24 protein-coding genes are annotated in these 23,315 nt (G+C 40.5%); all 24 read right to left on the reverse strand.

Annotated features, from left to right (window positions below; translation table 11 throughout):
* Positions 1–64: 64 nt before the first annotated feature.
* The gene (locus tag VIK44_RS08110; RefSeq protein WP_331553360.1) at positions 65–2,404 is read right to left on the reverse strand and encodes a bifunctional 4-hydroxy-3-methylbut-2-enyl diphosphate reductase/30S ribosomal protein S1; all 2,340 of its coding nucleotides are present in this window, start codon (positions 2,402–2,404) and stop codon (positions 65–67) included.
* Positions 2,405–2,995, reverse strand: a complete 591-nt coding sequence (locus VIK44_RS08115; RefSeq protein ID WP_331553361.1) for a lysophospholipid acyltransferase family protein — start codon at positions 2,993–2,995, stop codon at positions 2,405–2,407.
* Positions 2,996–2,997: 2 nt separating this feature from the next.
* Positions 2,998–3,642 (reverse strand): (d)CMP kinase, encoded by a 645-nt coding sequence (gene cmk, locus VIK44_RS08120; protein WP_331553362.1) that lies wholly within the window; start codon positions 3,640–3,642, stop codon positions 2,998–3,000.
* A 10-nt stretch (positions 3,643–3,652) separates the two neighbouring features.
* A complete protein-coding gene (locus VIK44_RS08125) occupies positions 3,653–4,888 on the reverse strand; it encodes an NAD(P)/FAD-dependent oxidoreductase (protein WP_331553363.1) in 1,236 nt (411 codons plus the stop codon).
* Complete coding sequence (locus VIK44_RS08130; protein ID WP_331553364.1) at positions 4,881–5,819, reverse strand: MurR/RpiR family transcriptional regulator; 939 nt, start codon at positions 5,817–5,819, stop codon at positions 4,881–4,883. Before VIK44_RS08130 ends, VIK44_RS08125 begins: the two co-directional genes overlap by 8 nt.
* Before the next feature lie 2 nt (positions 5,820–5,821).
* Positions 5,822–6,403, reverse strand: coding sequence for a tRNA (mnm(5)s(2)U34)-methyltransferase (locus tag VIK44_RS08135; protein ID WP_331553365.1), 582 nt, complete (start codon positions 6,401–6,403; stop codon positions 5,822–5,824).
* Positions 6,393–6,791: a hypothetical protein gene (locus VIK44_RS08140; RefSeq protein WP_331553366.1), complete on the reverse strand. Its 399-nt coding sequence runs from the start codon at positions 6,789–6,791 to the stop codon at positions 6,393–6,395. Before VIK44_RS08140 ends, VIK44_RS08135 begins: the two co-directional genes overlap by 11 nt.
* Complete coding sequence (locus tag VIK44_RS08145) at positions 6,785–7,501, reverse strand: pseudouridine synthase (RefSeq protein WP_331553367.1); 717 nt, start codon at positions 7,499–7,501, stop codon at positions 6,785–6,787. Before VIK44_RS08145 ends, VIK44_RS08140 begins: the two co-directional genes overlap by 7 nt.
* Positions 7,498–8,151 (reverse strand): SMC-Scp complex subunit ScpB, encoded by a 654-nt coding sequence (gene scpB / locus VIK44_RS08150; RefSeq protein WP_331553368.1) that lies wholly within the window; start codon positions 8,149–8,151, stop codon positions 7,498–7,500. The genes VIK44_RS08145 and scpB overlap by 4 nt, the downstream gene beginning before the upstream one ends.
* The gene (locus VIK44_RS08155; protein ID WP_331553369.1) at positions 8,138–8,878 is read right to left on the reverse strand and encodes a segregation and condensation protein A; all 741 of its coding nucleotides are present in this window, start codon (positions 8,876–8,878) and stop codon (positions 8,138–8,140) included. The genes scpB and VIK44_RS08155 overlap by 14 nt, the downstream gene beginning before the upstream one ends.
* Before the next feature lie 3 nt (positions 8,879–8,881).
* A complete protein-coding gene (locus VIK44_RS08160; protein WP_331553370.1) occupies positions 8,882–9,523 on the reverse strand; it encodes a site-2 protease family protein in 642 nt (213 codons plus the stop codon).
* Positions 9,524–9,748: 225 nt separating this feature from the next.
* Positions 9,749–10,288: an NUDIX hydrolase gene (locus tag VIK44_RS08165; protein ID WP_331553372.1), complete on the reverse strand. Its 540-nt coding sequence runs from the start codon at positions 10,286–10,288 to the stop codon at positions 9,749–9,751.
* Positions 10,285–10,758 carry a transcriptional regulator NrdR gene (nrdR, locus tag VIK44_RS08170; RefSeq protein WP_331553373.1) on the reverse strand — a complete coding sequence of 158 codons (474 nt, stop codon included), beginning with the start codon at positions 10,756–10,758 and terminating at the stop codon, positions 10,285–10,287. Before nrdR ends, VIK44_RS08165 begins: the two co-directional genes overlap by 4 nt.
* A gap of 6 nt (positions 10,759–10,764) precedes the next feature.
* The gene (gene ftsZ, locus VIK44_RS08175) at positions 10,765–11,820 is read right to left on the reverse strand and encodes a cell division protein FtsZ (protein ID WP_331553374.1); all 1,056 of its coding nucleotides are present in this window, start codon (positions 11,818–11,820) and stop codon (positions 10,765–10,767) included.
* 303 nt (positions 11,821–12,123) lie between these two features.
* Positions 12,124–12,957: a cell division protein FtsQ/DivIB gene (locus VIK44_RS08180; protein ID WP_331553376.1), complete on the reverse strand. Its 834-nt coding sequence runs from the start codon at positions 12,955–12,957 to the stop codon at positions 12,124–12,126.
* Entirely contained in the window at positions 12,954–14,060 is a 1,107-nt protein-coding gene (gene murG, locus VIK44_RS08185) for an undecaprenyldiphospho-muramoylpentapeptide beta-N-acetylglucosaminyltransferase (protein ID WP_331553377.1), read from the reverse strand. The genes VIK44_RS08180 and murG overlap by 4 nt, the downstream gene beginning before the upstream one ends.
* Positions 14,057–15,169: a putative lipid II flippase FtsW gene (gene ftsW / locus VIK44_RS08190; protein ID WP_331553378.1), complete on the reverse strand. Its 1,113-nt coding sequence runs from the start codon at positions 15,167–15,169 to the stop codon at positions 14,057–14,059. The genes murG and ftsW overlap by 4 nt, the downstream gene beginning before the upstream one ends.
* Positions 15,170–15,187: 18 nt before the next feature.
* The gene (gene murD / locus VIK44_RS08195; RefSeq protein WP_331553379.1) at positions 15,188–16,549 is read right to left on the reverse strand and encodes a UDP-N-acetylmuramoyl-L-alanine--D-glutamate ligase; all 1,362 of its coding nucleotides are present in this window, start codon (positions 16,547–16,549) and stop codon (positions 15,188–15,190) included.
* 12 nt (positions 16,550–16,561) lie between these two features.
* Entirely contained in the window at positions 16,562–17,530 is a 969-nt protein-coding gene (gene mraY / locus VIK44_RS08200; protein ID WP_331553380.1) for a phospho-N-acetylmuramoyl-pentapeptide-transferase, read from the reverse strand.
* A complete protein-coding gene (locus tag VIK44_RS08205) occupies positions 17,530–18,906 on the reverse strand; it encodes a UDP-N-acetylmuramoyl-tripeptide--D-alanyl-D-alanine ligase (RefSeq protein ID WP_331553381.1) in 1,377 nt (458 codons plus the stop codon). The genes mraY and VIK44_RS08205 overlap by 1 nt, the downstream gene beginning before the upstream one ends.
* A gap of 134 nt (positions 18,907–19,040) precedes the next feature.
* Entirely contained in the window at positions 19,041–21,449 is a 2,409-nt protein-coding gene (locus tag VIK44_RS08210; protein WP_331553382.1) for a penicillin-binding transpeptidase domain-containing protein, read from the reverse strand.
* A gap of 53 nt (positions 21,450–21,502) precedes the next feature.
* Positions 21,503–21,892: a hypothetical protein gene (locus VIK44_RS08215; protein ID WP_331553383.1), complete on the reverse strand. Its 390-nt coding sequence runs from the start codon at positions 21,890–21,892 to the stop codon at positions 21,503–21,505.
* A 12-nt stretch (positions 21,893–21,904) separates the two neighbouring features.
* Positions 21,905–22,870, reverse strand: coding sequence for a 16S rRNA (cytosine(1402)-N(4))-methyltransferase RsmH (gene rsmH / locus VIK44_RS08220; protein WP_331553384.1), 966 nt, complete (start codon positions 22,868–22,870; stop codon positions 21,905–21,907).
* The gene (mraZ, locus tag VIK44_RS08225) at positions 22,870–23,301 is read right to left on the reverse strand and encodes a division/cell wall cluster transcriptional repressor MraZ (RefSeq protein ID WP_331553387.1); all 432 of its coding nucleotides are present in this window, start codon (positions 23,299–23,301) and stop codon (positions 22,870–22,872) included. Before mraZ ends, rsmH begins: the two co-directional genes overlap by 1 nt.
* Between the last annotated feature and the right edge of the window lie 14 nt (positions 23,302–23,315).

The following is a 23,315-nucleotide window of genomic DNA, read 5'->3' on the forward strand; positions in this document are numbered from 1 at the left end:
AAAAAAAACCACACTTGGAAATTTAATTCCAGGTGTGGGTCCTTTAACCTTTTTACAAAAGGTTTTATTTTTCGTCTTCTTCGTCGAAGGAAAGACCGCTGAATAAATCTCCGAAAGAATCACCAAGTGTAACATTGGCTGTTTCTTCATAAACGGTTTTATTTCGATTATTGTTGCTGTTACTGGCTTGTGGTCGTCGGTTTCCACCGCCACCGCCATAGCTGCTTGATCGATCTCTGCTTCCAGTGTTTGAGCTGCTGCTTGAACTGCTGTTTGAACTGTTGCTTGAACTGCTGCTTCTTTGAGTAGGAGCTGGTCGTGCAGGAGCTTCTTCGGTTGCTTTTTTACTGAGGCTTATTTTTTCCTTTTCACTGTTGATACCAATGATTTTAACGGTTAAAACATCCCCGGTTTTTAATACTGCCGCAACGGATTCTACTCGGCTATAGCTGATTTCAGAAACATGAATCAAACCTTCAACGCCAGGAATTACCTGTGCAAAAGCACCAAAATCCAAGATATTGGTAATGGTAACTTCAACAAGATCATCCACTTTATTTTTTGCAACAAAATCATCCCATGGACGATCCAACAAAGCTTTAACGCTTAATTTTATTTTCTTGTCTTCTTCGTTTTTAGCAATAACTTTTGCTTCAATTTCCTGACCTTTTTCAACGATGTCTTTTGGTTCATTGATTTTTTCCCAGGTTAAGTCGGAACGATGGACAAAACCATCAATGCCTTCCAGATCTACGAAAATACCAAAATTAGTGATCGTCTTAACAACCCCTTTAACCACATCATCAATGTTTAATTCTTCAAATCGTTTTTCCTTCATTTCTTTAACGTGTTCTCTTCTTTCCTTCATATCTTTTTCAAGAAGGATTTTTTGAGAAAGAATAGCACGGCGTCTCTTTGGATTATAATCAATGATGATGCCCTTAACTTTTTCTCCAAGAAGCGTATTTAAGTCTTTAACATAACGTACATGATATTGTGAAGCCGGCATGTAAATATCAGTGAACCCAATATCGACGATTAAACCATTTCCAGAGATATCTTTGATGGTACCTTCTAAGATTGTTTTATTATCATAGGCGTCACTTAACTGTTTTTGAACCAATCGGTTATCATATTTGATTTTTGAAAGTTTAACATTTCCTGAACCTTCATTTAAATCAGTAACAATACACCAAATCTTATCACCTAACTGAACAAGTTCGGATAACACCTCATCGCTTTTCCATGTAAAATCATTTTTCTTGATAATACCGTCTGCTTTATATCCGATATTCAGGATAACTTCATCCTCATCGATGTGAATGACTTCACCCTCAATTTCGGTTCCGCGACGAATTGTCTTAAGAGATTCTTCCATTGATTTTGCAAAATCGAAATTCGCATCATCATCTTCGTCTATTTCTTCGACTGCAACGGCTTTTTCTACCGGCGCAACCACTTCTTCTACCTTAACAGTTGGTGCACCTTCAACGGCTGCTTCTACTTCAACAGTCGGTTGTACATCAGTCGCCACTTCTTCGACCACGTTTTCCTCAGCAATTTTGTTTTGCTCTTCCATACCTTCCAATACCTCCTTGACGATCCAGTCCGGTGTTGATGCCCCTGCGGTAATGCCAATCTTTCGATATTTCATTACTTCAGTGAGATCTAAATCCCGGATGGTTTCTATGTGACAAGTGTTTTCGCAATAGGACTTACAGATATCAGCCAGTTTCTGAGTATTAGAACTGTGATATCCACCAATTACGATCATATATTCTACCACTTTTGCAGTTTTTGCTGCTGCTGCTTGTCTTTCAGTTGTAGCACTGCAAATAGTATTAAATATAACGACTTCATTAACTTGTGACTTAATTGCATCACAAATTTCATTGAATTTAGATTCAATGATAGTGGTTTGAGCCACGATACATATTCTATCATAAATTTCAATATTTTCCAACTGATTTATATCATTTATTATTAATGCTGTATCATTGCACCAGCCATTGGCTCCAATCACTTCAGGATGATCTTTATTTCCAATAATTACAATCTGATAACCGGCTTCATAATGACTTTCCACTTTTTTCTGTACCGCCCGGACAAAGGGGCAAGTCGCATTAATAATTGGAATCCCTTTTTTCTGAATGGTCTCGATGATTTTTTTACCGACCCCATGGGAGCGTAAAATAATGCATCCACCTTCAAGTTCTGCCACATCCTCATCTGCCAGGATTGTGAGACCCTGGGCCTCAAGAGATTCGGTTACCTGGGTATTGTGGCTAATGGGTCCTAGGGTAAATATCTTTTCATGACTTGCCTTTAGGGTGTCTGCCACCAATTTCATGGCATTTTCAATACCAAAGCAATAACCCGCTTTTTCTGCTATGATAACTTCCATTTAAACCACAGCCGTTTGTTTCAAATCATAGATCGTGTCCATTATTTGCTTGCTCAGGGCTTCTGATTCTTTTTCGGATATTTTTTTTCCGTAGTGTTCAGTGAGATAAATAGGTTCTCCGATAATAATCTCTATCTTTGATCTGAATTTATATTCCCCTTGAATCCTTATTGGGATAATCGGTGATTTTGTTTTTATGGCAAAAACAACAAAACCGCTGGCCGGTTGGATCCGTTCATCAGATTTCACCCGTTTTCCTTCCGGAAAGATACCCAGAAGTTCCTGATTCTTAAGTATCTTAAGCGATGTCTTAATGGTATCAATGCTAACCTCGTTCCGGTTCACTGGAAAAGCATGGACTTTTTTCAGAAACCAACCCAATAAAGGATTATTGAAAAGCTCGGCTTTTGCCATAAAATGAACTTCCCTCGGGATCATGGAAGCAACCGCCAAGGGATCATAATTACTCACATGGTTTGGACAAATAAGTGCACTTCCCTTCTTTGGTATATTTTCTCCCCCTATAATTGTAAATTTAAACATAATACAGTTAATTATAAATACAATTACACGACAAATTTTATAGATCATACCTAAACCCCGCTAATATGATTTTTTATCACATCACAAACTTCTTCAATGCTTTTTCCGGTGGTATCAACTAAAATGGCATCCTCCACCTGAACTAAAGGTCCCTCACATCGATTTCGATCATTGTCATCCCGTTTTTCAATTTCCTGTTTAATGCTTTCCAAACTTTTTTCAATGCCTCTGGCATCCAGTTCTTTCTTTCTTCGTAGAGCACGTTCGGTGATATCAGCATCCAGAAAAAATTTATAGTCGGCCCGGGGCAACACCACTGAGCCAATATCCCGGCCATCCATGATCACCGACTGGTCAAGTGCAATTTTTTGCTGTTGTTCAACCAACAGCTTCCGGACCTCTTTAATACAGGCCACATCCGAAGTATGAAGGGATACTAGAGGCATACGAATGGCTTCTGTTACGTCTGCTCCATTACAGAAAACATGGTCTCCCTGAAACTTTATGACAGCCTCTTCTGTCAGCTTAATAATTTTCTCAATGTCATTAAAATTATCCCCCTGCATTAAAATACTATGGGCAATACACCGATACATTGCCCCGGTATCCAGATAGATAATTCCAAAGGCTTCGGCGATTTTTTTTGCAATGGTACTTTTTCCTGCACCTGCAGGCCCATCAATGGCTATTTGCATCTTTTTCTCCTTATTCTATGGCGTTGCCGGCCAGCCAGCCAGTGGAGGCTGCAATTTGGATGTTGAAGCCTCCGGTGAGGGCATCCACATCCAGCATTTCTCCGGCAAAATAAAGATTATTTATTTTTTTGGATTCCATGGTTCCCGGGTCCACTTCCTTGACATCCACGCCGCCTGAAGTAATAATGGCTTCGGTAAAATCACGGAGACCGGCAATATTAATTTCAAGGTGTTTAAAACACTCAATCAGTTTTTTCCTCTGGATTTTTGTGATCTGATTAACCTTAAGAATTGGATCAATCCCGGATAGTTCAACCATAATGGGAATCATTTTTGAAGGCAGTAAATCTCCCAGGGCATTAATAAAGTCTTTATTATTGTATTTTTCAAAATCCCGTTGAATTCTGTTTTCCATTTGTTCCATGGTAAGTCCGGGTTTCAGATCAAGGATTAGAGAATAGGTTTTAGGGCTCGCTGAAATATATGAACTAAGGGATAAAGCCAAAGGTCCTGAAACACCAAAATGGGTAAATAACATTTCCCCCATCAGGGATTTCACCTTTACACCACCTTTTGGATTCTTTTTAACCAGGGTTAATGTCACATTTTTCAGTGCCAATCCCTGAAGCTGTCGCGGCCAATCTTCTTTGGTGTTCATGGGCACCAGGGCTGGTGTCGGATAAGTTATGCGATGTCCGACGCCTTCCAGCACCTCAAAAAAGTTCCCGTCTGATCCTGTTGAGGGATAGCTTTTTCCTCCGGTTGCTAAAATCACTGCATCGTAAAGCCGTGACTCGCCATTTTCTAAAACAATTCCTTTTAAACTATTCTCCTCAACAACCAGATCGACGATCTTTTCATTTAAAAGAAAATGACATTTTTTTTGGTTGATAGCACTTTTAAATCCCTTAATAACATCGTTTGATTTGTCCGTAACAGGAAAAACCCGCTCTCCCCGTTCTACCTTAAGGGGAACACCATTTTCTTCCATTAACGCCATGAGGCTTTCATTGGTGAATGAATATAATGCGCTGTATAAAAAACTGTGATTGTGAACAATGTTCTCAAAATAGTCTCCGATATCGCAGGCATTGGTTAGATTACACCGGCCTTTGCCGGTAATATAAAGCTTTTTGCCAAGCTTTTCGTTGCTTTCGTATAAATCAATGGTGTGTCCATTGTTTCCTGCTGCCACAGCCGCCATCATTCCTGATGGGCCGCCGCCAATTATTGCTATTTTACTCATTTTTTTCCCTATGTTCTTTCATGAATTCATTTTCCAAATCGTCGCCTGTGTAAATAAAATGTTCCCGCCAGATTTCTTCAAGTTCGTTAAAGGTTTCCTTGGTTTGCCCGATATTGCGAAGCCCCACAGAAATTACCAATGCATTAATCAGGGAAAGTGGTGCTACCAGAGAATCCACAAAAGAATAGACATTACTTTTAGCAATCAGGCGATACTCGGTAAATGCATTAATCGGGGCATTTTCATTATCGGTAATGGTAATAATTTTAACCCCTTTGTTTTTCAGGAATTCCACAGCTTCATATGTTTTTTGGGCATAGCGTGGAAAGCTGATGGCAATGACCACGTCTTTTTCATTAACCTTAATCAAATGCTCATAAATATCTGAAACCCCATAGTTTACCACCCGAACATTATCTAAAATTAGGTTTAAATAATAACCTAAATGTTCGGTTAACAGGGTGGTTGTCCGAAACCCGATAATGACAACTTTTCTGGCCTCTAAAATTAAATCAATGGAAGATTTGAAAATCTCATAATCAAAATTTTCAAAGGTTGCATTAATATTTGCTGCATCGCTTTTTAATACATTGTGAACCGTTTCCTGAAGTGCTTTTTCTTTTTCCTCATTTCTGAGGGTCATATTAATGCGTTCGATGGTGGTAAGCTTGCTGTTCATTTCATTCTTCAGAGCCCGACGAAATTCAGGGTACCCTTCATAGCCTAACGTCACAGAAAAACGAACCACCGTTGCTTCACTTACTTTAACGCTTTTCGCCACCTTAATGGCTGACATTTCAGAAACCCGTTCATAATGACTAAGTACATAATTCGCAATCAGTTTATGACTTTTACTTAATTTAGGATAGTGCTGTTTTATGGCTGAAAAGATATCCCTATTTTCATTTTTCCCATTGGCTTTTTCTTCCATATTTACCTCATTCTCTGGATAATGACTAATGTTGGCGGTAATTTTCGATTTAAAGTCTGAAAATGATGCGCCACAAAGGGTTTTTCTAAGCTCTCACACCAGTTCAGAACTTTCTCAGATTCCCGTAGCCCTTCTGAATGACCGGGATAAAGACAAACCGTTATGATTCCCTGGGGGGCCAATAGTTTTAAAGCGCCATCCAAAGCCATCAGTGTCGTAGTACCGGATGTTGCAACACGGTGATCTCCACCGGGTAAATACCCCAGATTGAAAACAATGGCCTTAACGGTGTTGTTCATAACACCTTTAGATTCCAAAACTTCTTTCATGGTTTCATGACCCTGGTGGATTAATGTTACAAAGGACTCTACCCCTTTAATTACAAGCTTGTCCTGTATAATTTTAAGGGCTTCTTCCTGAATGTCAAAGGCATAAACGCACCCGCTGGCTCCCGTACATTCCGCCAGAAGCAAGGTGTCCTGACCGGTTCCGGCGGTGGCATCGACCACAATATCTCCAGGTTTTATCACTGATTTTATGAATTCCCCGGCCAGTGAAGTAACCCTTATGGGATTACTTACCACTGCATCCTGAACATGGCTTGAAAAATTCACCAGGGAAACTATGATGGACCAGGTTGCCTGATTCTATTTTAAACCCGTGATCTTCAAAATATTTTTTGCACTCACCTTGTGCATTACGAACAACCAGGGTTGTGCATTCTTCATCAGCCATTTTAAAAAGCAGGGTTCTGATAATGCCATCAAAAATCGCCATGGAATCCTCACCCTGATAAACCATGATCATTTCAAAAATATCGACTTGTTCTTTTTTATATGAAAAACGAACCGCTCCAAAAAGCTCTGATGTTTCAGTGTTTTCGGCGGCAATATATAAATCCTGTTCTTTTTCCTTTTCCGGAAAAAGATTTTTAATTTTTCCGAAATCTTTTGGGAATCCTATTTTTACCATGACTTTTCATCTCCTTTTAAATATTCGATTTCATCTTCTCTCAAATAACGCCAGTCACCGGGCTCTAAATCTCCCAATGTTAATTTACCTACGGCTACCCGGGTCAATTCCTGTATCGGATGTCCCAGCACACCACACATTTTTCTTATTTGACGTTTTTTACCTTCATGGATAATCATTTCAAGCAAGGTCGCCTCATCATAATTCTCGAGTATTTTCACTGCCGCGGTCGCCGTGTGATAATCTTCAACATCCATACCCTGACGGAAATATTCCAGACTGGATTCAGTAGGACATCCCCTGACCAATCCAACATATGTTTTATTAAATTCATGTTTCGGGTGAGTTAACCGAAAAGTAAGCTCGCCATCATTTGTCAGAAGTAACAGACCTTCGGTTTCCATATCCAATCGGCCAACCGTGTAAAGGCGCTCATTTACAGGGATCAAATTAATGACAAGCTCTCGCCCATGGGTATCCTGAGAGGTAGATAAAACGCCTTTGGGTTTGTTGATCATAATGTATATCTTAGCTGGCGGTTCTGAGAGTATCCTCCCATTAACCGAAATGGTATCTTTTTCCGGATCAATGGCAAAGCCCGGGGTGGTCACTACCACGCCGTTAACCATTACTAATCCGGCAATAACCAATTCCTCGGATTTTCTCCGGGAAGCAACACCGCATTGTGCCATATATTTTTGTATTCTCAATGACTCTCCTCTTCCTGTTTCTTTTCTTCACCAATTGCCTGCTCCAGTATGCCTGAAAACATCACGACCGGTGAGACCTCTTGTTTTTCTTTGCTTTCCTGATCGGTTTTCAAATCAAACATTTCCTGTATTCCCTGGGAAAAAGCCTCATATTCAGGCATTTCCTTAAGATTTGTAAAACCCACAGACTTTAAAAATTCCTGAGTCGTTTTATACAGTATCGGTCGTCCCGGAGCTTCAAGGCGACCGCCATCACAGATAAGCCCACGATCCAGCAAACGTTGGATCGAACTGCTTGAGCTGACGCCACGAATTTCATCAATGGCAATCCGGGTTACCGGCTGCTGATAAGCGACAATGGCAAGGGTTTCTAATCCTGCCCGGGATAAACCAGTTTTTTGTTTATGCTTTGTAATTTCCTTAATATAATCGTAATACTCGGGTTTTGTTGAAAGTTGGTAGGACTCTTTGATTTGAGTCAACCGAATCCCCCTTTTTTCGGACTGGTAATCCTGTGATAGGATTGTCATAGCAGCACGAATCTCTAATGGGGTTTTATCCAGACATCGGCATAGGTCGTTTAACCCAACCGCTTCACCGGCACCAAAGAGAATTCCTTCCAGAATACCTGTAAGATCATTGCACTTCATGGATGTCACCCTCCCTTTTAATTTGAAAATCAATGAAAACCCGATTTTGTTCAAGTCGGAGCCCACTGGTTTTAACCATTTCAAGCAAGGCGAGAAGAGTAACCACCACCTCTTCCCTGGAAATTTCAGGGTGAAGCAATTCAGAAAAGCTCAAACCTGCTTCTCCGCAATCTATGAGCGCTCTGGTAATCTCAAGAATTTTCTCTTCAACATTAAAAAGATCTCTGACGATCCGATGGGGCGGTATCAGTGCTTCTGCTTCCTCTTCTTTTAGCAATAATAAACCTCGGAAGCTTTGCATTAATGCCATTGGATCAAGAACAATCGGGTCGTTATCCTCATTTTGAAAAATATATTCCGGATCTCTGTAAATAGCACAAAGCTCACGTTGTTCTCTTGTACCAAAATAAGTACTGATCTCCTTAAATATTTTATACTCAACCAGCTGCTTTACAAGTCTTGCCTGAAGACTTTCCTCATCTTCTGTTTCCTCTTCACTTATGGGTAATAGCATTCTCGATTTTATCTCTAAAAGCCTGGCCGCCATCACAATAAAGTCACTGGCTACATCCATGTCCAGCTTTTTCCAATCCTTAATTTGCAATAAATACTGTTTTGTAATTTCTGCAATAGGAATATCATAGATGTCAATCTTATTCTTCTGAATCAGATGAATGAGAAGATCCAGGGGGCCTTCAAACCTTTCAAGGTTGACTGCATACCCCATGGCCTATGACCAGAACAGACTGAAAACTGGTGTTAATAAGGTTAAGAACAGCCATTCAATGCCATTTATTGCCGGACTGACGATCGTCCATAAGATGCCTGTGAATGCTAAAATAAAAATAGCAGCCATCCCAAAACGCTCATATTTGTAATAAAACGGTTGTGCCTTTTCCGGAAGAAAGGCCATCAGGACCTGTGAACCATCCAGTGGTGGTATGGGAATAATATTAAAGACTGCAAATATAATATTGTAAAAATAAAGATATTGCAAAATGGTGCTCAGTATCTGATTTTGTATTGGGACGACTGCTAAATAAGCTGCCATACCGATAAATGCCAATATTAAATTTGTAACGACCCCTGCCAGAGAAACAATAATGATCCCCTTTTTCCGGTCTTTAAAATACATCGGATTAATCGGCACCGGCTTTGCCCATCCAATACGAAAAAGCACCATGGAAAGAAAGCCCAGTGGATCAATATGCTTTAACGGATTAAGGGTTAACCGCCCGGCATTTTTTGCCGTGGGATCGCCCATTGCTTCAGCCGCATATCCATGGGCCATTTCGTGAAAGGTAATGGCAATCAGAATCCCGGGAAGACTTAATAAAAGACTGAAGAAATATTCTGGAGTAAAATTAAACATTAACTATATCACCCTGTAATCCGATCTTTTTTATTAAAATTACTGTGTCATGTCCTGAAAAAATAGTGTTTTTTCTCATTTTTGTCTCCTTTATTAATCATTCGACTTCATTATTATTCTAAATGCCCTTAACGCGACTTAACGAATAATACAAAATAGATGATTTATTTTAATGCTCAGCATTGAAATAAATCATCTATTTTTATTGAACATTTATTCATATTTCTATAATAGACCCATAGAAGTAAGCGAAAAGTAATAGCCCAAGGCTGCTGCTGTTTTCCCATCAGTAAAAAGACCGTTAAGATAAAGAGCTTTAACCGTCCGCAACGGAATTTTCATTGTTCTTAAAAATTCATCCGGGTTTTTTTTGGGATCATTGGCAAACTCGGTGGCACAAAATAGAGTGATTATTTCTGAGCAATATCCTGGAGTTGGAAGAAATACTCCGAGTTTAAACATATTCAGTGGCCTGTATCCAATTTCCTCGCGACATTCCCTTATGGCTGTTTCTTCCGGGTTCTCACCGGGATCAATTAATCCGGCCGGAATCTCAGTTAAAACCTTTTGCATGGCAATCCGATATTGATTTACAAAAAGTACCTGATTGTCCTTAATCGCTAAAACTGCCACTGCTCCCTTATGGGAGACAATTTCCCTTTTGGAAAAACTGCCATCCGGCAATTCAACATCATCCACACGGAGATTTAGAATATGTCCATTGAAAATTTCTGTTGTTCCGATGGTTTTTTCGAATAATTTCATATGTCCTCCTCAGTTTTTTTTTCTGAAATCAGCTGTTCCAGTTCATCCATAAAAGATGCCACATCCTTAAACTGCCGATAAACCGAAGCAAACCGAACATAGGCAACCTCATCCAATGTTTTTAATGCAGCCATTACCTGTTCTCCAATATAGGATGAGGGAACCTCTTTCATTTCACTTTGATACAGACTTCTTTCAAGAGCATCCACAAGATTTTTAATATTATCAATTGGAACAGGCCGTTTTTCACAGGCCTTAATCATTCCATTAAATATTTTGTTCTTATCAAAGGATGTCCGCTGCCCACCTTTTTTTACAACAATGAGCGGGATATTCTCAACCCGTTCATAGGTCGTGAAGCGTTTATTACATTGAGAGCACTCCCGCCGTCTGCGGATCATGTTACCTTCCTCGGTAGGACGGGAATCCACAACCCGACTTTCATCAAATGCACAAAATGGACATTTCATACTTTTTTAATCTTCTCGGGTTAAAAAGTCGGGAATTGAAAATTCACCAACGTTACTGCTTGCGCTTTTGACAACTTTTTTAATAACTGCTTTCTTTTCTTTCTCAACACCTGAAAGGAAACCTGTTGCAATAATTGTAATTTTAATTTCATCACCCATTGATTCATCGATGGTAGCACCGAAAATAACATTGGCATCCGGATCAGAGGCTTCTCTGGCAATACTGGCTGCACGATCAACTTCAAAGAGGGATAAATCTTCCCCGGCAGTAATATTAAGAAGAACACCAGTAGCACCATTGATTTCTGTTTCCAGTAAAGGACTGAGAATCGCTTGTTTGGCAGCATCTTCGGCACGATTTTCTCCGCTTCCGATACCAACGCCCATATGTGCAAGCCCTGTATCCTTCATAATGGTTTTAACATCCGCAAAGTCAAGACTGATAAGACCAGGCATAGAAATTAAATCTGAAATACTCTTAACCCCTTGAAGAAGCACATCATCAGCAAGCTTAAAGGCGTCCTTTAACGAGGTTGATTTATCAGCCATTCTTAATAAACGATCATTTGGAATGGTAACCAGTGAATCGACATTTTCCTGTAAAAATTCGCTGGCAATTTGAGCATTACGCATACGGACACGGCCTTCAAAAGAGAAAGGTTTAGTCACAACGCCAATGGTTAAAATTCCCATATCTTTAGCAATTTTAGCAATAATCGGAGCAGCACCGGAACCTGTTCCGCCACCCATACCGGCAGTCAGAAACAAAAGATCGGTATCTTTAATAATATCAGCAACCGCATCTCTGCTTTCTTCGGCAGCTTTTTGTCCAATTTCAGGATTTCCCCCTGAGCCAAGCCCCTGGGTAATTTTTTCTCCAATTTGCAGCTTTTTTTCTGCTAAAGCTAAAGCAAGGGCCTGTTTATCTGTATTGACTGCAATAAAATCAACACCCTTCATTCCAGCTTCAATCATGCGGTTTATCGCATTATTTCCACCTCCACCAATACCAATAACACGGATTTTTGCAAAATTATCGTAATTCCCATCTAATTCAAACACTTTTTTCCTCCTCTTGCTAAACAGCTCTCTCTTTATTGTTGTAATCTTCGATTAATCTGTATTTCTTTTTACTAAAATACCACTATGAATTCGAGTATTTTTGATTGTTTTTTCGAATTGAATAGAACCTCTCCTCTTAAATATCAAAAGAAAGAATTCTTCACTTCTTTATATTAACCTTTATTTGCAAATTTTTCAACTGTTGAATCAAACTTTCATGATAAATTAAGTAAAAAATCCCTCTTTATCCTTATTAATGTCGCAATAATAAAGAAACCTCAGTTAATGCAGTTGTTAAACCACTTACCTTGGTTTAATAACTGCTTTTGTTCCTGCTGTTAAATTTATAATCATGTTACTCATATTCTGATCCAGTGTATTCTGAATATAATTTACATTCTCAACAAAGTTATTATAATCCCAGACAATGAGTATGGTTCCATTCTTTGTGACAATCTCATAGGTATTATTGTCTGTCATGCGCACCTCTGATATTTTATTCAGATAACCATGATCTTCTAAATTTTTTAAAATGTTCATAACCGTATCAAAACGCCAATAGGGTTCTACGGTTACCTTTTTACCAATATCAGAAACGGTTACGCTCTCACATCCGAAAACAATTGGAATATCTGTTTTTCTCAGATAATCTCCATTATCGATCAGTTTTCCATCTCGGCTGATATAGGTAATTTTATCATTAAAATCAATGGCACAAATTGGGGTTGATTCTTTCATCCGGATCAAAATTTTATTTGGCATGATCTTTGTGATTTCAAGTTTATCTAAACTAAGGAGACCATTGATTTGATAATTAGCTCTATTCATATCCACCAGAAAAATACTTTCACCCAGCTTAATCCCTGATGCATCAATGACTGATTGGGCATCGATAATTTCATTTCCGACCACTTCAATTTTGGCAACGTTAAACAGGCCAATCTCACTGGCCTTCAGAGCTCCAAAGCTTAAACCGCCAATAATCCCAAGGACAATCAGAATCATGATTAGAGCCTTAAGCATTCTCTTTTGTTTATTCCTTCTTCGTTGCGCCCGTCGCTGTTCCCGCAGCGCCAGTCTTGCCATATCGGATTGCTTTCGTCTTTCGTTCTGGTTTCCCCTTCGTGATCTTTTCATCGACGCTCCATGAGTTTATCTATTTCATCGTAAATACGATCAACCGCATCAAAAATTCCCAGTTTTTTTGTAATGGATGACATTTTCTGTAATCGAATGTCATCTGTTAATAATGCCTCGACGGTTTCCAATAAGAGTTCTCCGGTCAATGTCTTATCCTCAATTAAAAGCCCACCACCAGAATCCGTAATGACCCGGGCATTAAACTCCTGATGGTTCCCGGCTGCCATCGGATAAGGCACTAAAATGGATGGTGTCCCAACAGCGGCAATTTCTGCCACTGACATTGCTCCTGCCCGGCTGATCACAAGATCTGCAGCACCTAAAAGTCGAAACACCTCACTGCTGTAAGCCTCAATGTGATTGTTTTTAAAGGATTCTATTCCTTGGGCTTTCAGGGATTTTAATACCCCATGGTATTGTTCTTTCCCGGTAAGGTGATAAATCACCCGATCATTTCGATTCCCCAAAGCCTTCATCAGAGCTAATGCACCGGCATTAATCGAGCCGGCACCCTGACTTCCACCCATAATTAAAACCATTTTCCGGGAATCTAAAAGGCCCAGATTTTCCCGACACGTTTGTCTGTTCAGGTCATGATATTCTGATCGCACCGGATTCCCTGCCAGAAATGTTTTTCCATCAGGAAAATAAGATTCAGCCTCTTTAAAACTAATGGCAATGCGGCTCACCTTTTTTCCGAGGATGCGATTCGTTTTTCCGGGAAAAGCGTTTTGTTCATGAATCATCGTCGGTATATTTCGCCGGCTGGCCATTAATAACAGCGGACCCGAGGTGAATCCGCCGGTTCCAATGACCAGATCCGGGTGATGTCGGTTTAATACTTTTTTTGAGTCCGTTAATCCAATGAAGATTCCTTTAACGGCTGCCAGAGTTTCCATGGACAGCTGTCGCTCAAAGCCCCGCACCCGTATATATTCAATGGCATAGCCAGTCTCCGGGATAATATTTTTCTCCATACCAACCATTGATCCAATGAAAATAATTTCAGCATCAGGGTTTTCTTTTTTTATTTTGTCAGCAATGGCAAGCCCAGGGTAAATATGCCCACCGGTTCCTCCTGCGGCAATCAATATTTTCATTTTCTTCCTCGCACTTCTGCCCTTTTACTTAGATCAACCTTCCGGGAAATATTTAAAATCGGACCCATCATGGCAAATAGGACGACCATGGATGTTCCGCCGGCACTAATAAAAGGTAGGGCCATTCCGGTTACCGGAATCAATGCCGATGCAACCCCAATATTGACCAATACCTGAAATGCCAGTAAAAGCATAACACTGCTGGTATACAGATAGCTGAATGTATCCGGGGCTTTTTGGGCAATCTTAAAACCACGCCAAATAATAAATGCGAATAATCCCAATACCAATACGCACCCGATAAAACCAAACTCTTCACCAATATTCGCAAAGATAAAATCATTTTGCAATTCCGGCAGGAACAGGAATTTTTGTTTGCCATTTCCTAAACCCCGGCCAAAAAAACCACCGGTGCCAAAAGCCAAAAGGGATTGGGTTATCTGATAATCATAACCTCCTTTTCCTAAAAAAACATTAAAGCGATCCAATCGCCAGGGTTCAACCATCATAAGGCCTGCTACGGCCATTACCCCAATGCCGATATAAGGTAAAAAAGCTTTGAATTTTATTCCTGCAAAATATAAAACCCCGCACATTCCCATGGCAATGGCCATTGCCGCACTTAATGATGGCTCGATGGCTGTCAAACCGCAGATAACCCCCATTGGCAGTATACAATACATAAAAAGACGCTTGGGTTCTCGAATAATTCCCGGGGTTTTTGAAAGGATTGTGCTAAAATAAAGAATCCCCGCTACTTTTGCCAGCTCTGATGGCTGGAAGTTTGTTATCCTAAAATCCAGCCACCGCCTGGCATCATTGACCTTAAGCCCAATCCCGGGAATCAGCACAATGATCAAAAGAAAAATAGATATTGCTATACCAATGATATAATATTTTTTATATTTTTTGTAATCAACCCTGCTCATATACGCCATGAGGATAACTCCTATGACAACGTAGAGTAGTTGTTTTAAAAAAAGCGCATACCCTTTTTCGCCATTAATGGTAGAAGCATACATACTGGCACTAAAAACCATTAAGACCCCAATTCCTGCGAGTATTAACAAAGCGATAAGGAAAGGACGATCTACTTTTCCTGTTTTCATGGTTTACTCCTAAATTTCTTATTGATCCCTGGTCACCAATTCCTTAAAAACCCTGCCTCTGATTTCATAATTATCAAACATATCCCAGCTGGCACAGGCCGGTGACAGCAAAACCGTATCCCCTGATTCTGCTTCGGCTTTTGCAACAGCAACCGCCTCTTCATAATCTTCAACCCGTTTAATATTTGTAAATCCGTTTTGATGCGCTGCCTTAGTCAAGTCGTCAGCAGTCACCCCTAATACAATGAGTCGCTTGACTCGTTTTGCCACTAAAGCCATTAAATCGGAATAATCTTCTTTTTTATCATAACCGCCAGCCAATAAAATAACAGGCTGGGTTACTGCATTGAGTGCGGTAATGGTGGCGCTGGTATTTGTTCCTTTTGAATCATTAATATAGGTCACTCCTGAAAAACAACCAACCATTTCCAGACGATGTTCAACCCCTTTAAAGGATTTTAATACTGAGACAATCACAGCAAGTGATACGCCTGAAAAATAGGCGGCAGTTAATGCGGCCAGGGCATTCATGGTATTGTGGGGTCCCACAATACCCAGTAACGCCTCTTTGCATACAAAAACAGTTTGTTTTCCGTCATTAATAAACAGTTCACCGTTTAGGCACCAGGCGCCAAAATCCAGAACTCTTTTATAACTGAAAGTGGCTTTTCGGGAAATTGCCTTTTCTCCGATCGCACATACCAGAGGGTCATCGGCATTTAAGATTAATAAATCCTCAGGTTTTTGATTTTCAAAAATACGTGCCTTGGCTTTTAAATAATTTTCCATGGTCAGGTGACGATCCAGATGATCCGGGGTTAAATTTAAAATAACTGCTGTCTTTGGGCTAAATGTATCAATGGTTTCTAATTGGAAGCTGCTGATTTCGGTGATGAAAATTTCGTCTTCTTTGGCATTTGCCACATACTTTGTAATGGGATCGCCAATATTTCCAACCACATAGGTTCCTCGGCCTGAGGCCTTAAAGATTTCTCCCAATAAAGTGGTGGTAGTGGTTTTTCCATTGGTTCCGGTAATAGCAATAAAAGGGGTTTTTGTCAGTCGATAGGCAATTTCAACCTCTCCAATAACAGGAACCCCCTGTTCAAAGGCTGCTTTTACAATGGGAATTGTTAATGGCACCCCTGGACTAATAATAATCTCATCAATTTTGGTTATCATCTCCGGACTGACCTGAATTTCAAAAACCGCTTGGAATAAAGGGTTTTTTTCATAATCACAGATCTGAGGTGATTCTTCTAAAACAATCCGGGCTGCACGGGTATCGGTTAAAATAACAGATTCCCCTCGATTCAGTAATAATTCACTTGCAGCAACTCCGCTTCGGGCTGCTCCAATAACCAATGTTGTTTTTTTCATAAAGGCACTCTCCTAAACTAAGCAAATAAATGCAATGGTAACAAAAATTGCTGTGACTACCCAAAAAACAGTCACAACCCTTGTTTCACTCCAGCCGGCTAATTCAAAATGGTGGTGGATGGGGGCCATTCGAAAAAAGCGTTTTCCTTTGGTCGCTTTAAAATAGCCTACCTGAATCACAACCGATAAAGCCTCGATGACAAAGAGACCACCGGCAATGAGTAAAAAAAATTGCAATTGTGTCAGTATACTCATGACCACAACGGCTCCGCCTAAAGCCATGGAACCGGTATCGCCCATGAAAATAGCTGCCGGTTTTGAATTGTATCTTAAAAATCCTAAACACCCGCCAATAACCCCGCCAATGAAAATGGAAGTACTGGCTTGGGGTAGAATCAATGATCCCACAAAAAAGAAGATTGACACAATGAGGGTAACCCCAGAGGCTAACCCATCCAAACCATCGGTGAGATTGACGGCATTGACAATGGCGATAATAGCAAAAAATGTGAAGGGTACATACCAAAATCCAAAATCAAGGGGCTGACTCATAAAAGGAACAATCAGTTCTGACCCGACCGTATAATAAGCATAAAGAGCAATGGCTCCGGCTCCAATAAACTGAAGAACCAGCTTTTGCCATGCCCGCAAGCCGAGATTATGTTTTTTTGCGACCTTAATATAATCATCGATAAAACCGATGGCTCCGAAAAACACCATGACGATCACTGGAAAAAAATCCCAGAACCCGGTAAATAAGGAAACCAATATCACCGCTAAAATAATTCCCAGTTGGATGACTAAACCACCCATGGTAGGGGTTCCTGATTTCTGAAGATGACTTTGAGGACCTTCCTCCCGAATGGACTGTCCGAACTTCAGCCGTTTTAAAAGGGGTATAAAATGAGGGGTAATATAATAAACAAGGGCAAATGAAATTAACAAACTGATGAGTCCTGCTTTTAAAGTGGTTATCTCCATTACTTTTTCTCCCCTTTAATATAGTCAAGGGTTTTTTCAAGACCCATTCCCCTTGATGCCTTAATCAGAATAATATCTCCGGCCGTCATAATCGCAGCAACACATTCTCCTGCGGCTTTAGCATCAGAAACATGATAAACCTGTCCATTGTCAGAGCCATACCCTCTGCAGATATCTTCACCAAGAGGCCCGACCCCAATCAGAATATCTGCTTTCATCCGAGCGTATTCACCTGTTTTAAAATGTGCGGCCGGGCCATAATCTCCCATTTCCAGCATATCTCCCAAAATTGCAATGGAACGCTTATAATCTGTTTTCATGGTGTTTAAAACATCCAATGCCCCTTTCATTGCGTCTGGATTTGCATTGTAGGAATCATTGATAACCATCATTTCATGGACTGAAAAAATATCCATCCGGTTTTGACTGGGGACAAAAGCATCCAGACCTTTTTGAATTTCCGGTTGCGTCATTTTAAAATAATGTCCGAGCCATATTGCAACCATGCAGTTGTAAATATTATGTTTTCCGGGAAATGTAAAGGTATAGCTTTCCATTTGACCTTCCCAGTCCATTTTCATATTCAGACCTCGGCTGTGGGATGTGTAATCCAGAAGTTTAAGATCATTCTCACCCTGAAACCCAAAACTTTTGACTTTAAAAGCATGCTCTTCAAAGCTTAATTTTCTTAAAAAAGGATCATCCCCATTAACCAGCGCAATCTTTCCATTTCCCAATGTTTGCAGGATTTCTTTTTTAGCCAGAAAAATATTTTCCTGGGTTTTTAAGATCTCAATATGGGTTAACCCAATGTTTGTAATCACTGAAATATCCGGATCAACTTCATTAATTGATTTTGTAATGTCCCCTAAATGATCCATGCCCATTTCAATAACTGCCATTTCATGCTTTGGTTCTAATTGAAACAGTGTCTGGGGAATGCCGTATTCATTATTGAAATTCCCCTGGGTTTTAAGGATGCAATGTTTTTGCGAAAGGACCGCCCCTACTAAATCTTTAGTGGTTGTTTTTCCGCTGCTGCCGGTAATCGCAATCACAGGCAGGGTATATCGATGCCGATGATAGCTGGCTAATGCCTTCATTGCCTCCAATGTGGAAGGTACAAAAATTACCGTCATTTTCCCGGGGAAATCCATTCCCTTCTCCTGGGTTAGCGTAATCGTTCCGCCATTTTTAAAAACATCTTTTATAAAAATGTGTCCATTATTATTTTCCCCGACAATGGGAATATATAAATCGCCCGGTTTGACTGTCCGACTATCAATGACAACCCCGTTAATTTCCTGATTCATTTCTCCCTGAAGTAGCTCGCCACTGGTGATGTCGAGTATTTTATTGATCATTATACTTTCCATAGATTAATCTTACCTGATCTTTCTCCTGAAATTTAACTGTATTTCTTTTAAATTAAAAAGACCGTGATATTATATCAAACTTTAGAAATAAAGAAAAGCAAGGATTTTTCGCGCTTGCTTTTCTTCTTTATAACCTATGGGGTAAACGTTACGTTAACATCACTGCCTTTATCCACAACGGTGGTTGGTGCAGGGTTTTGACTGGTGGCAAAACCATTTCCGGTGATTTTAAGATTCAATCCCAGACCTGTTAAAATTTCATTGGCGCTTTGAATTGAAAGACCTTTAATATCCGGAACAACCACTGTGGTGGATGCTTCACTGGATGGTGCCCCCAAACCAAGAACGACCTCGGTAGTCACATCATAAACTGAATTCACGGGTAAACTCTGGCTGACAACAGTATTGCCGCCCTGACCCAGATCAAAGCTATAGCGAATCCCTTTTTCATCAAGAATACTTGCTGCAAAATCCTTTTCCTGACCAACGAGATCGGGAATGGTGACAACACCTTTCTGGAGTTCCTGGGAATTATCCTGGCTGAGATTTTCATCCGCTGAGTTGTAATTCAATACCTGTTTCATCAGGCTAATAGCCGTTGGCGCCGCACTGGTACTTCCGAAGGCACCGGCTGTGGGTTCATCAAGAACAATAAGAATGGAATATTTAGGATCTTCTATGGGTGCAAAACAGTAGAAGGATGTTACATATTTAGTGTTTGAATAGGCACCGTCAATAAATTTTTCAGCCGTTCCTGTTTTTCCGCCAATACTGTAGCCCTGTGAAAGATTACTCATTTCGGCATCGTATCCGACAACCTTACGCATAATTTCTCGCATTGCCAGCGATGTTTCTTTTGAGATAACCTGTTTCAGGGATTTATTCTCGTCTCCCTTGGTGACACTGGATATAATGGTGGGGTTAACATAAAAGCCGTTATTGACAACAGAGTTTAACGCAGTGATCATCTGAATTGGCGTGGTTGCCAAACCCTGTCCAAAGGAAAAGGTTGCATAATCCACTTCGTTAATTGCGCCACTTGCCGCGGGAAGACGGTTGATAATCCCGGTTTCTTCGCCATCTAATTCAATACCGGTTTTTGCACCCAGTCCGAAATTATAGACGTATTGATAAAAAACATCCGGGTTCAAGCGCTCAATAATCTGAACCAACCCGGGATTACAGGAGTGGGCAATGGCATCGGAAACCGTTTCCGCACCATGAGGGCCGGTTGCGCATTGAATGACTGCATCCCCTACTTGAATTGATCCCGAGTCATAAACAACGGTATCCGGAGTCACGACACCTTCCTCAAGAGCTGCTGCTCCTGTAAGGGCTTTAAAGGTCGAACCCGGCTCGTAAATAAAGCCTACTGCCGGATTTTTATACATTGCTGATAGCTGCTCTCCCGTGGTCTTCCCTGCAAGATCTGCTGCATGGGTTTGGGCATAAGCGGGGTCAACTGTAAAAGGATCATTGAGATTGTAATCCGGCTTAGATGCCATGGCTACAATATCACCGGTTTTAGCTTCCATTATAATCGCAGTAACGCTTTTAGTTTTCCATTGTGCAGCTGCCTGAGATACAGCCTTTTCTGTAATTAGCTGGATATTACTATCAATGGTTAAAACAATATCCTTGCCCTGGGTTGGTTCTTTCAGAACTTTTGTTTGCGAGGGAATCTGATTACCATTGGCATCTTTCTGAAAGTAAACAACGCCATCATCACCTTTTAGCACATCGTTATAGGTTGCTTCAACCCCATAAAGCCCGGTATGATCAATCCCTGTAAAACCCAGAATATAAGAAGCGAAATTGCCGTTGGTATAATAACGACGATAATCCCCTAATATTTCAATGCCGTTGTTGCTTTGAACATTACCATCTTTGTCAAGAATAGCATCTGATTCCTTGATCTCCTGAGCCAGTGCATTATCAACTTTTCCTTTAATCAGTACGGGTTGGCTTTCCTTTTGAATTGCCTTTGCATAATAATCGTCATAGGAACCCTGTAAATCCGAAGACATTGCTTGTGCGACCCCTGCCGGATCGGTAATGGATAAAGGCTTAAAGTAAAGGTTGCTGTCTTCAACCGTTACGCCGGGGAAATTGTGGCTGAGAACCGTTGCCGCCTGACTGCCGCTGATCCCTGTTTTTACTTCCACTATATCATTTTCTAAAACCGAAATTTGCTTCATGACTTCGGCACGGTCCATACTCAGTTTGGTACTGAGGGTAACAGCCAGTTTTTCAGGATCTTCAACTTCAAAAGGAATCACATTAACAGCAGATGCTGAGGAATCCTTAGCCAGAATATTATTATTCTTGTCATAAATATCCCCACGGGAAGCTTTAATGGGTACTTCCTCTACCAGCTGATCAACTTGCCTTGCATATTTCCCGGTAGAATTTACAATCTGTATATAAAACAAGTTTCCGATAATAATAATTAAGCACACCGAAAGCAGAACCATTGCAGAAAGAATTTTTTTCTGCTTGCTTACCGGTCCTATCTCGCGTTGTGCTCTTTTTTCTCTATTCACATTTTTTCTCCAAAATTGACATTCATGCCTGGCAAAGCTTTGCCCGCATCATTTTAAAATAAATTTTCCAGCCACCCTTTTACTGCAGGACTCTCTGGGATTGGTAAAACCGGTTTTTTTTCAGTTGTGGTTTCCCGGCGATATTGCCCGGGAAGAGGTTCTGTCATACCATAGCCCCTTGCCTGGGCTTCAATGGCTTGTAAATTATAATTTATTACAAGTTGTCCTTCTTTGCTGTCGTTAATCTGTACTGCAACATCTAAAGTCTTCTGAAGACTGAGTATCTGGCTGTTTACTTCGTTAATGGCCGATTTCTGAAACAAAAGCATTGCCATTACAACAAAGGTAATGAGACAAGCTATCACTACATACGAGGCTAAGGTCAATCGTTTTTTATTCGGTCCCTGTCTTCGTTTTCTCTTTCTGTTTATTGTACTCGCCATGGGGACTCTCCTTTATTGAGCTTTAAGTCCTGCACCCAGCTTTTCGACAATCCGAAGCTTAGCACTTCGAGATCGACGATTTTCCTCTTGTTCATTCTTCCCCGGCAATATCGGTTTTCTGGAAATAAGCTTAACTTCTGGTTCTTTTCCGCAAACGCATTGGGGGAAGTCCGGTGGACATGTGCAAGGATTTGCCCGTTCTTTAAAAAGGTGTTTTGCGACACGATCTTCCAGGGAATGGAATGTAATAACACACATTCTCCCTCCTGGTTTAAGTGCTTCAAGTCCCTGAGAAAGAGAATTCTCCAGAATTCTCAGTTCGCCGTTGACCTCCAGACGAATCGCCTGAAAAGTTTTTCGTGAAGGATGTTTCTCTTTATATCGTTCCCTTGGAGGATAAGCATTTTTTATGATTTCGCTTAATTCCAGAGTCGTTAAAATTCGTTTTTTTTCCCTTGCTCGCACAATGGATTTAACAATTTGGCTTGAGAATTTTTCCTCTCCATAGATAAATAATATTTTTTTCAATTCACCCGGAGGATAATCATTCACAACGGTTTCTGCTGTTAAATCTGCGGATTGATTCATTCGCATATCCAGAGGACCATCATGGTGATAGGAAAAGCCTCGGGTATCGTCGTCCAGTTGAAATGACGAAACCCCGAGGTCATATAGAATACCATCGATTTCAGAGAGATGGAGTCCCTCTAAAACCTTAGCTAAACTGGCAAAATTACTTTTTACAAAATAACGCTTACAGGTATAATGCTCTAACCGTTTCTTTGCAAAATCCAAGGCAAAATCATCCTGATCAATACCCACTAAAACGCCGGTATCTTCAAGGGCTTCACAAATCCATTGGGAGTGTCCGCCACCGCCAAGGGTGCAGTCAACATAAACGCCCTGAGGATTAATTTTAAGACCTTCAATGGATTCCTGTAATAAAACAGTGGTATGAGAAAAAGTTTCAGGCTTCATTAAATACCCAGCATGGCCATATTATTGGCAATGTCCTCGTAGTTCAAGTCCTCATCATTATTGTAGTCGGCCCATAACTGACTATCCCAAATTTCAAGTCGGTTTGATACCCCGATAATGGTGACTTCTTTTGTTATTTTTGCATATTTTCTAAGGGATGCCGGAACACTTGCCCGGCCTTGTCGGTCTAATTCGCAATCAGCGGCACCGGCAAAGAAAAATCGAGTAAAAGCTCTGGCATCTTTATCAGATACCGGCAGAGACTTTAATTTACCCTCGAAGTTCGCCCACTCTTCCATGGAAAAAACAAAAAGGCAACAGTCCAGTCCTTTCGTTAAAACGAACTGTCCTCCCAGACATTCTCTGAATTTTGAAGGAATGATCAATCTTCCTTTATCATCGATGTTATGTTCATACTCTCCAAAAAACATTCGAATTGCCCCCC

The sequence above is a fragment of the Acetobacterium sp. genome (genome assembly GCF_036508315.1).
Lineage (GTDB): Bacteria > Bacillota > Clostridia > Eubacteriales > Eubacteriaceae > Acetobacterium.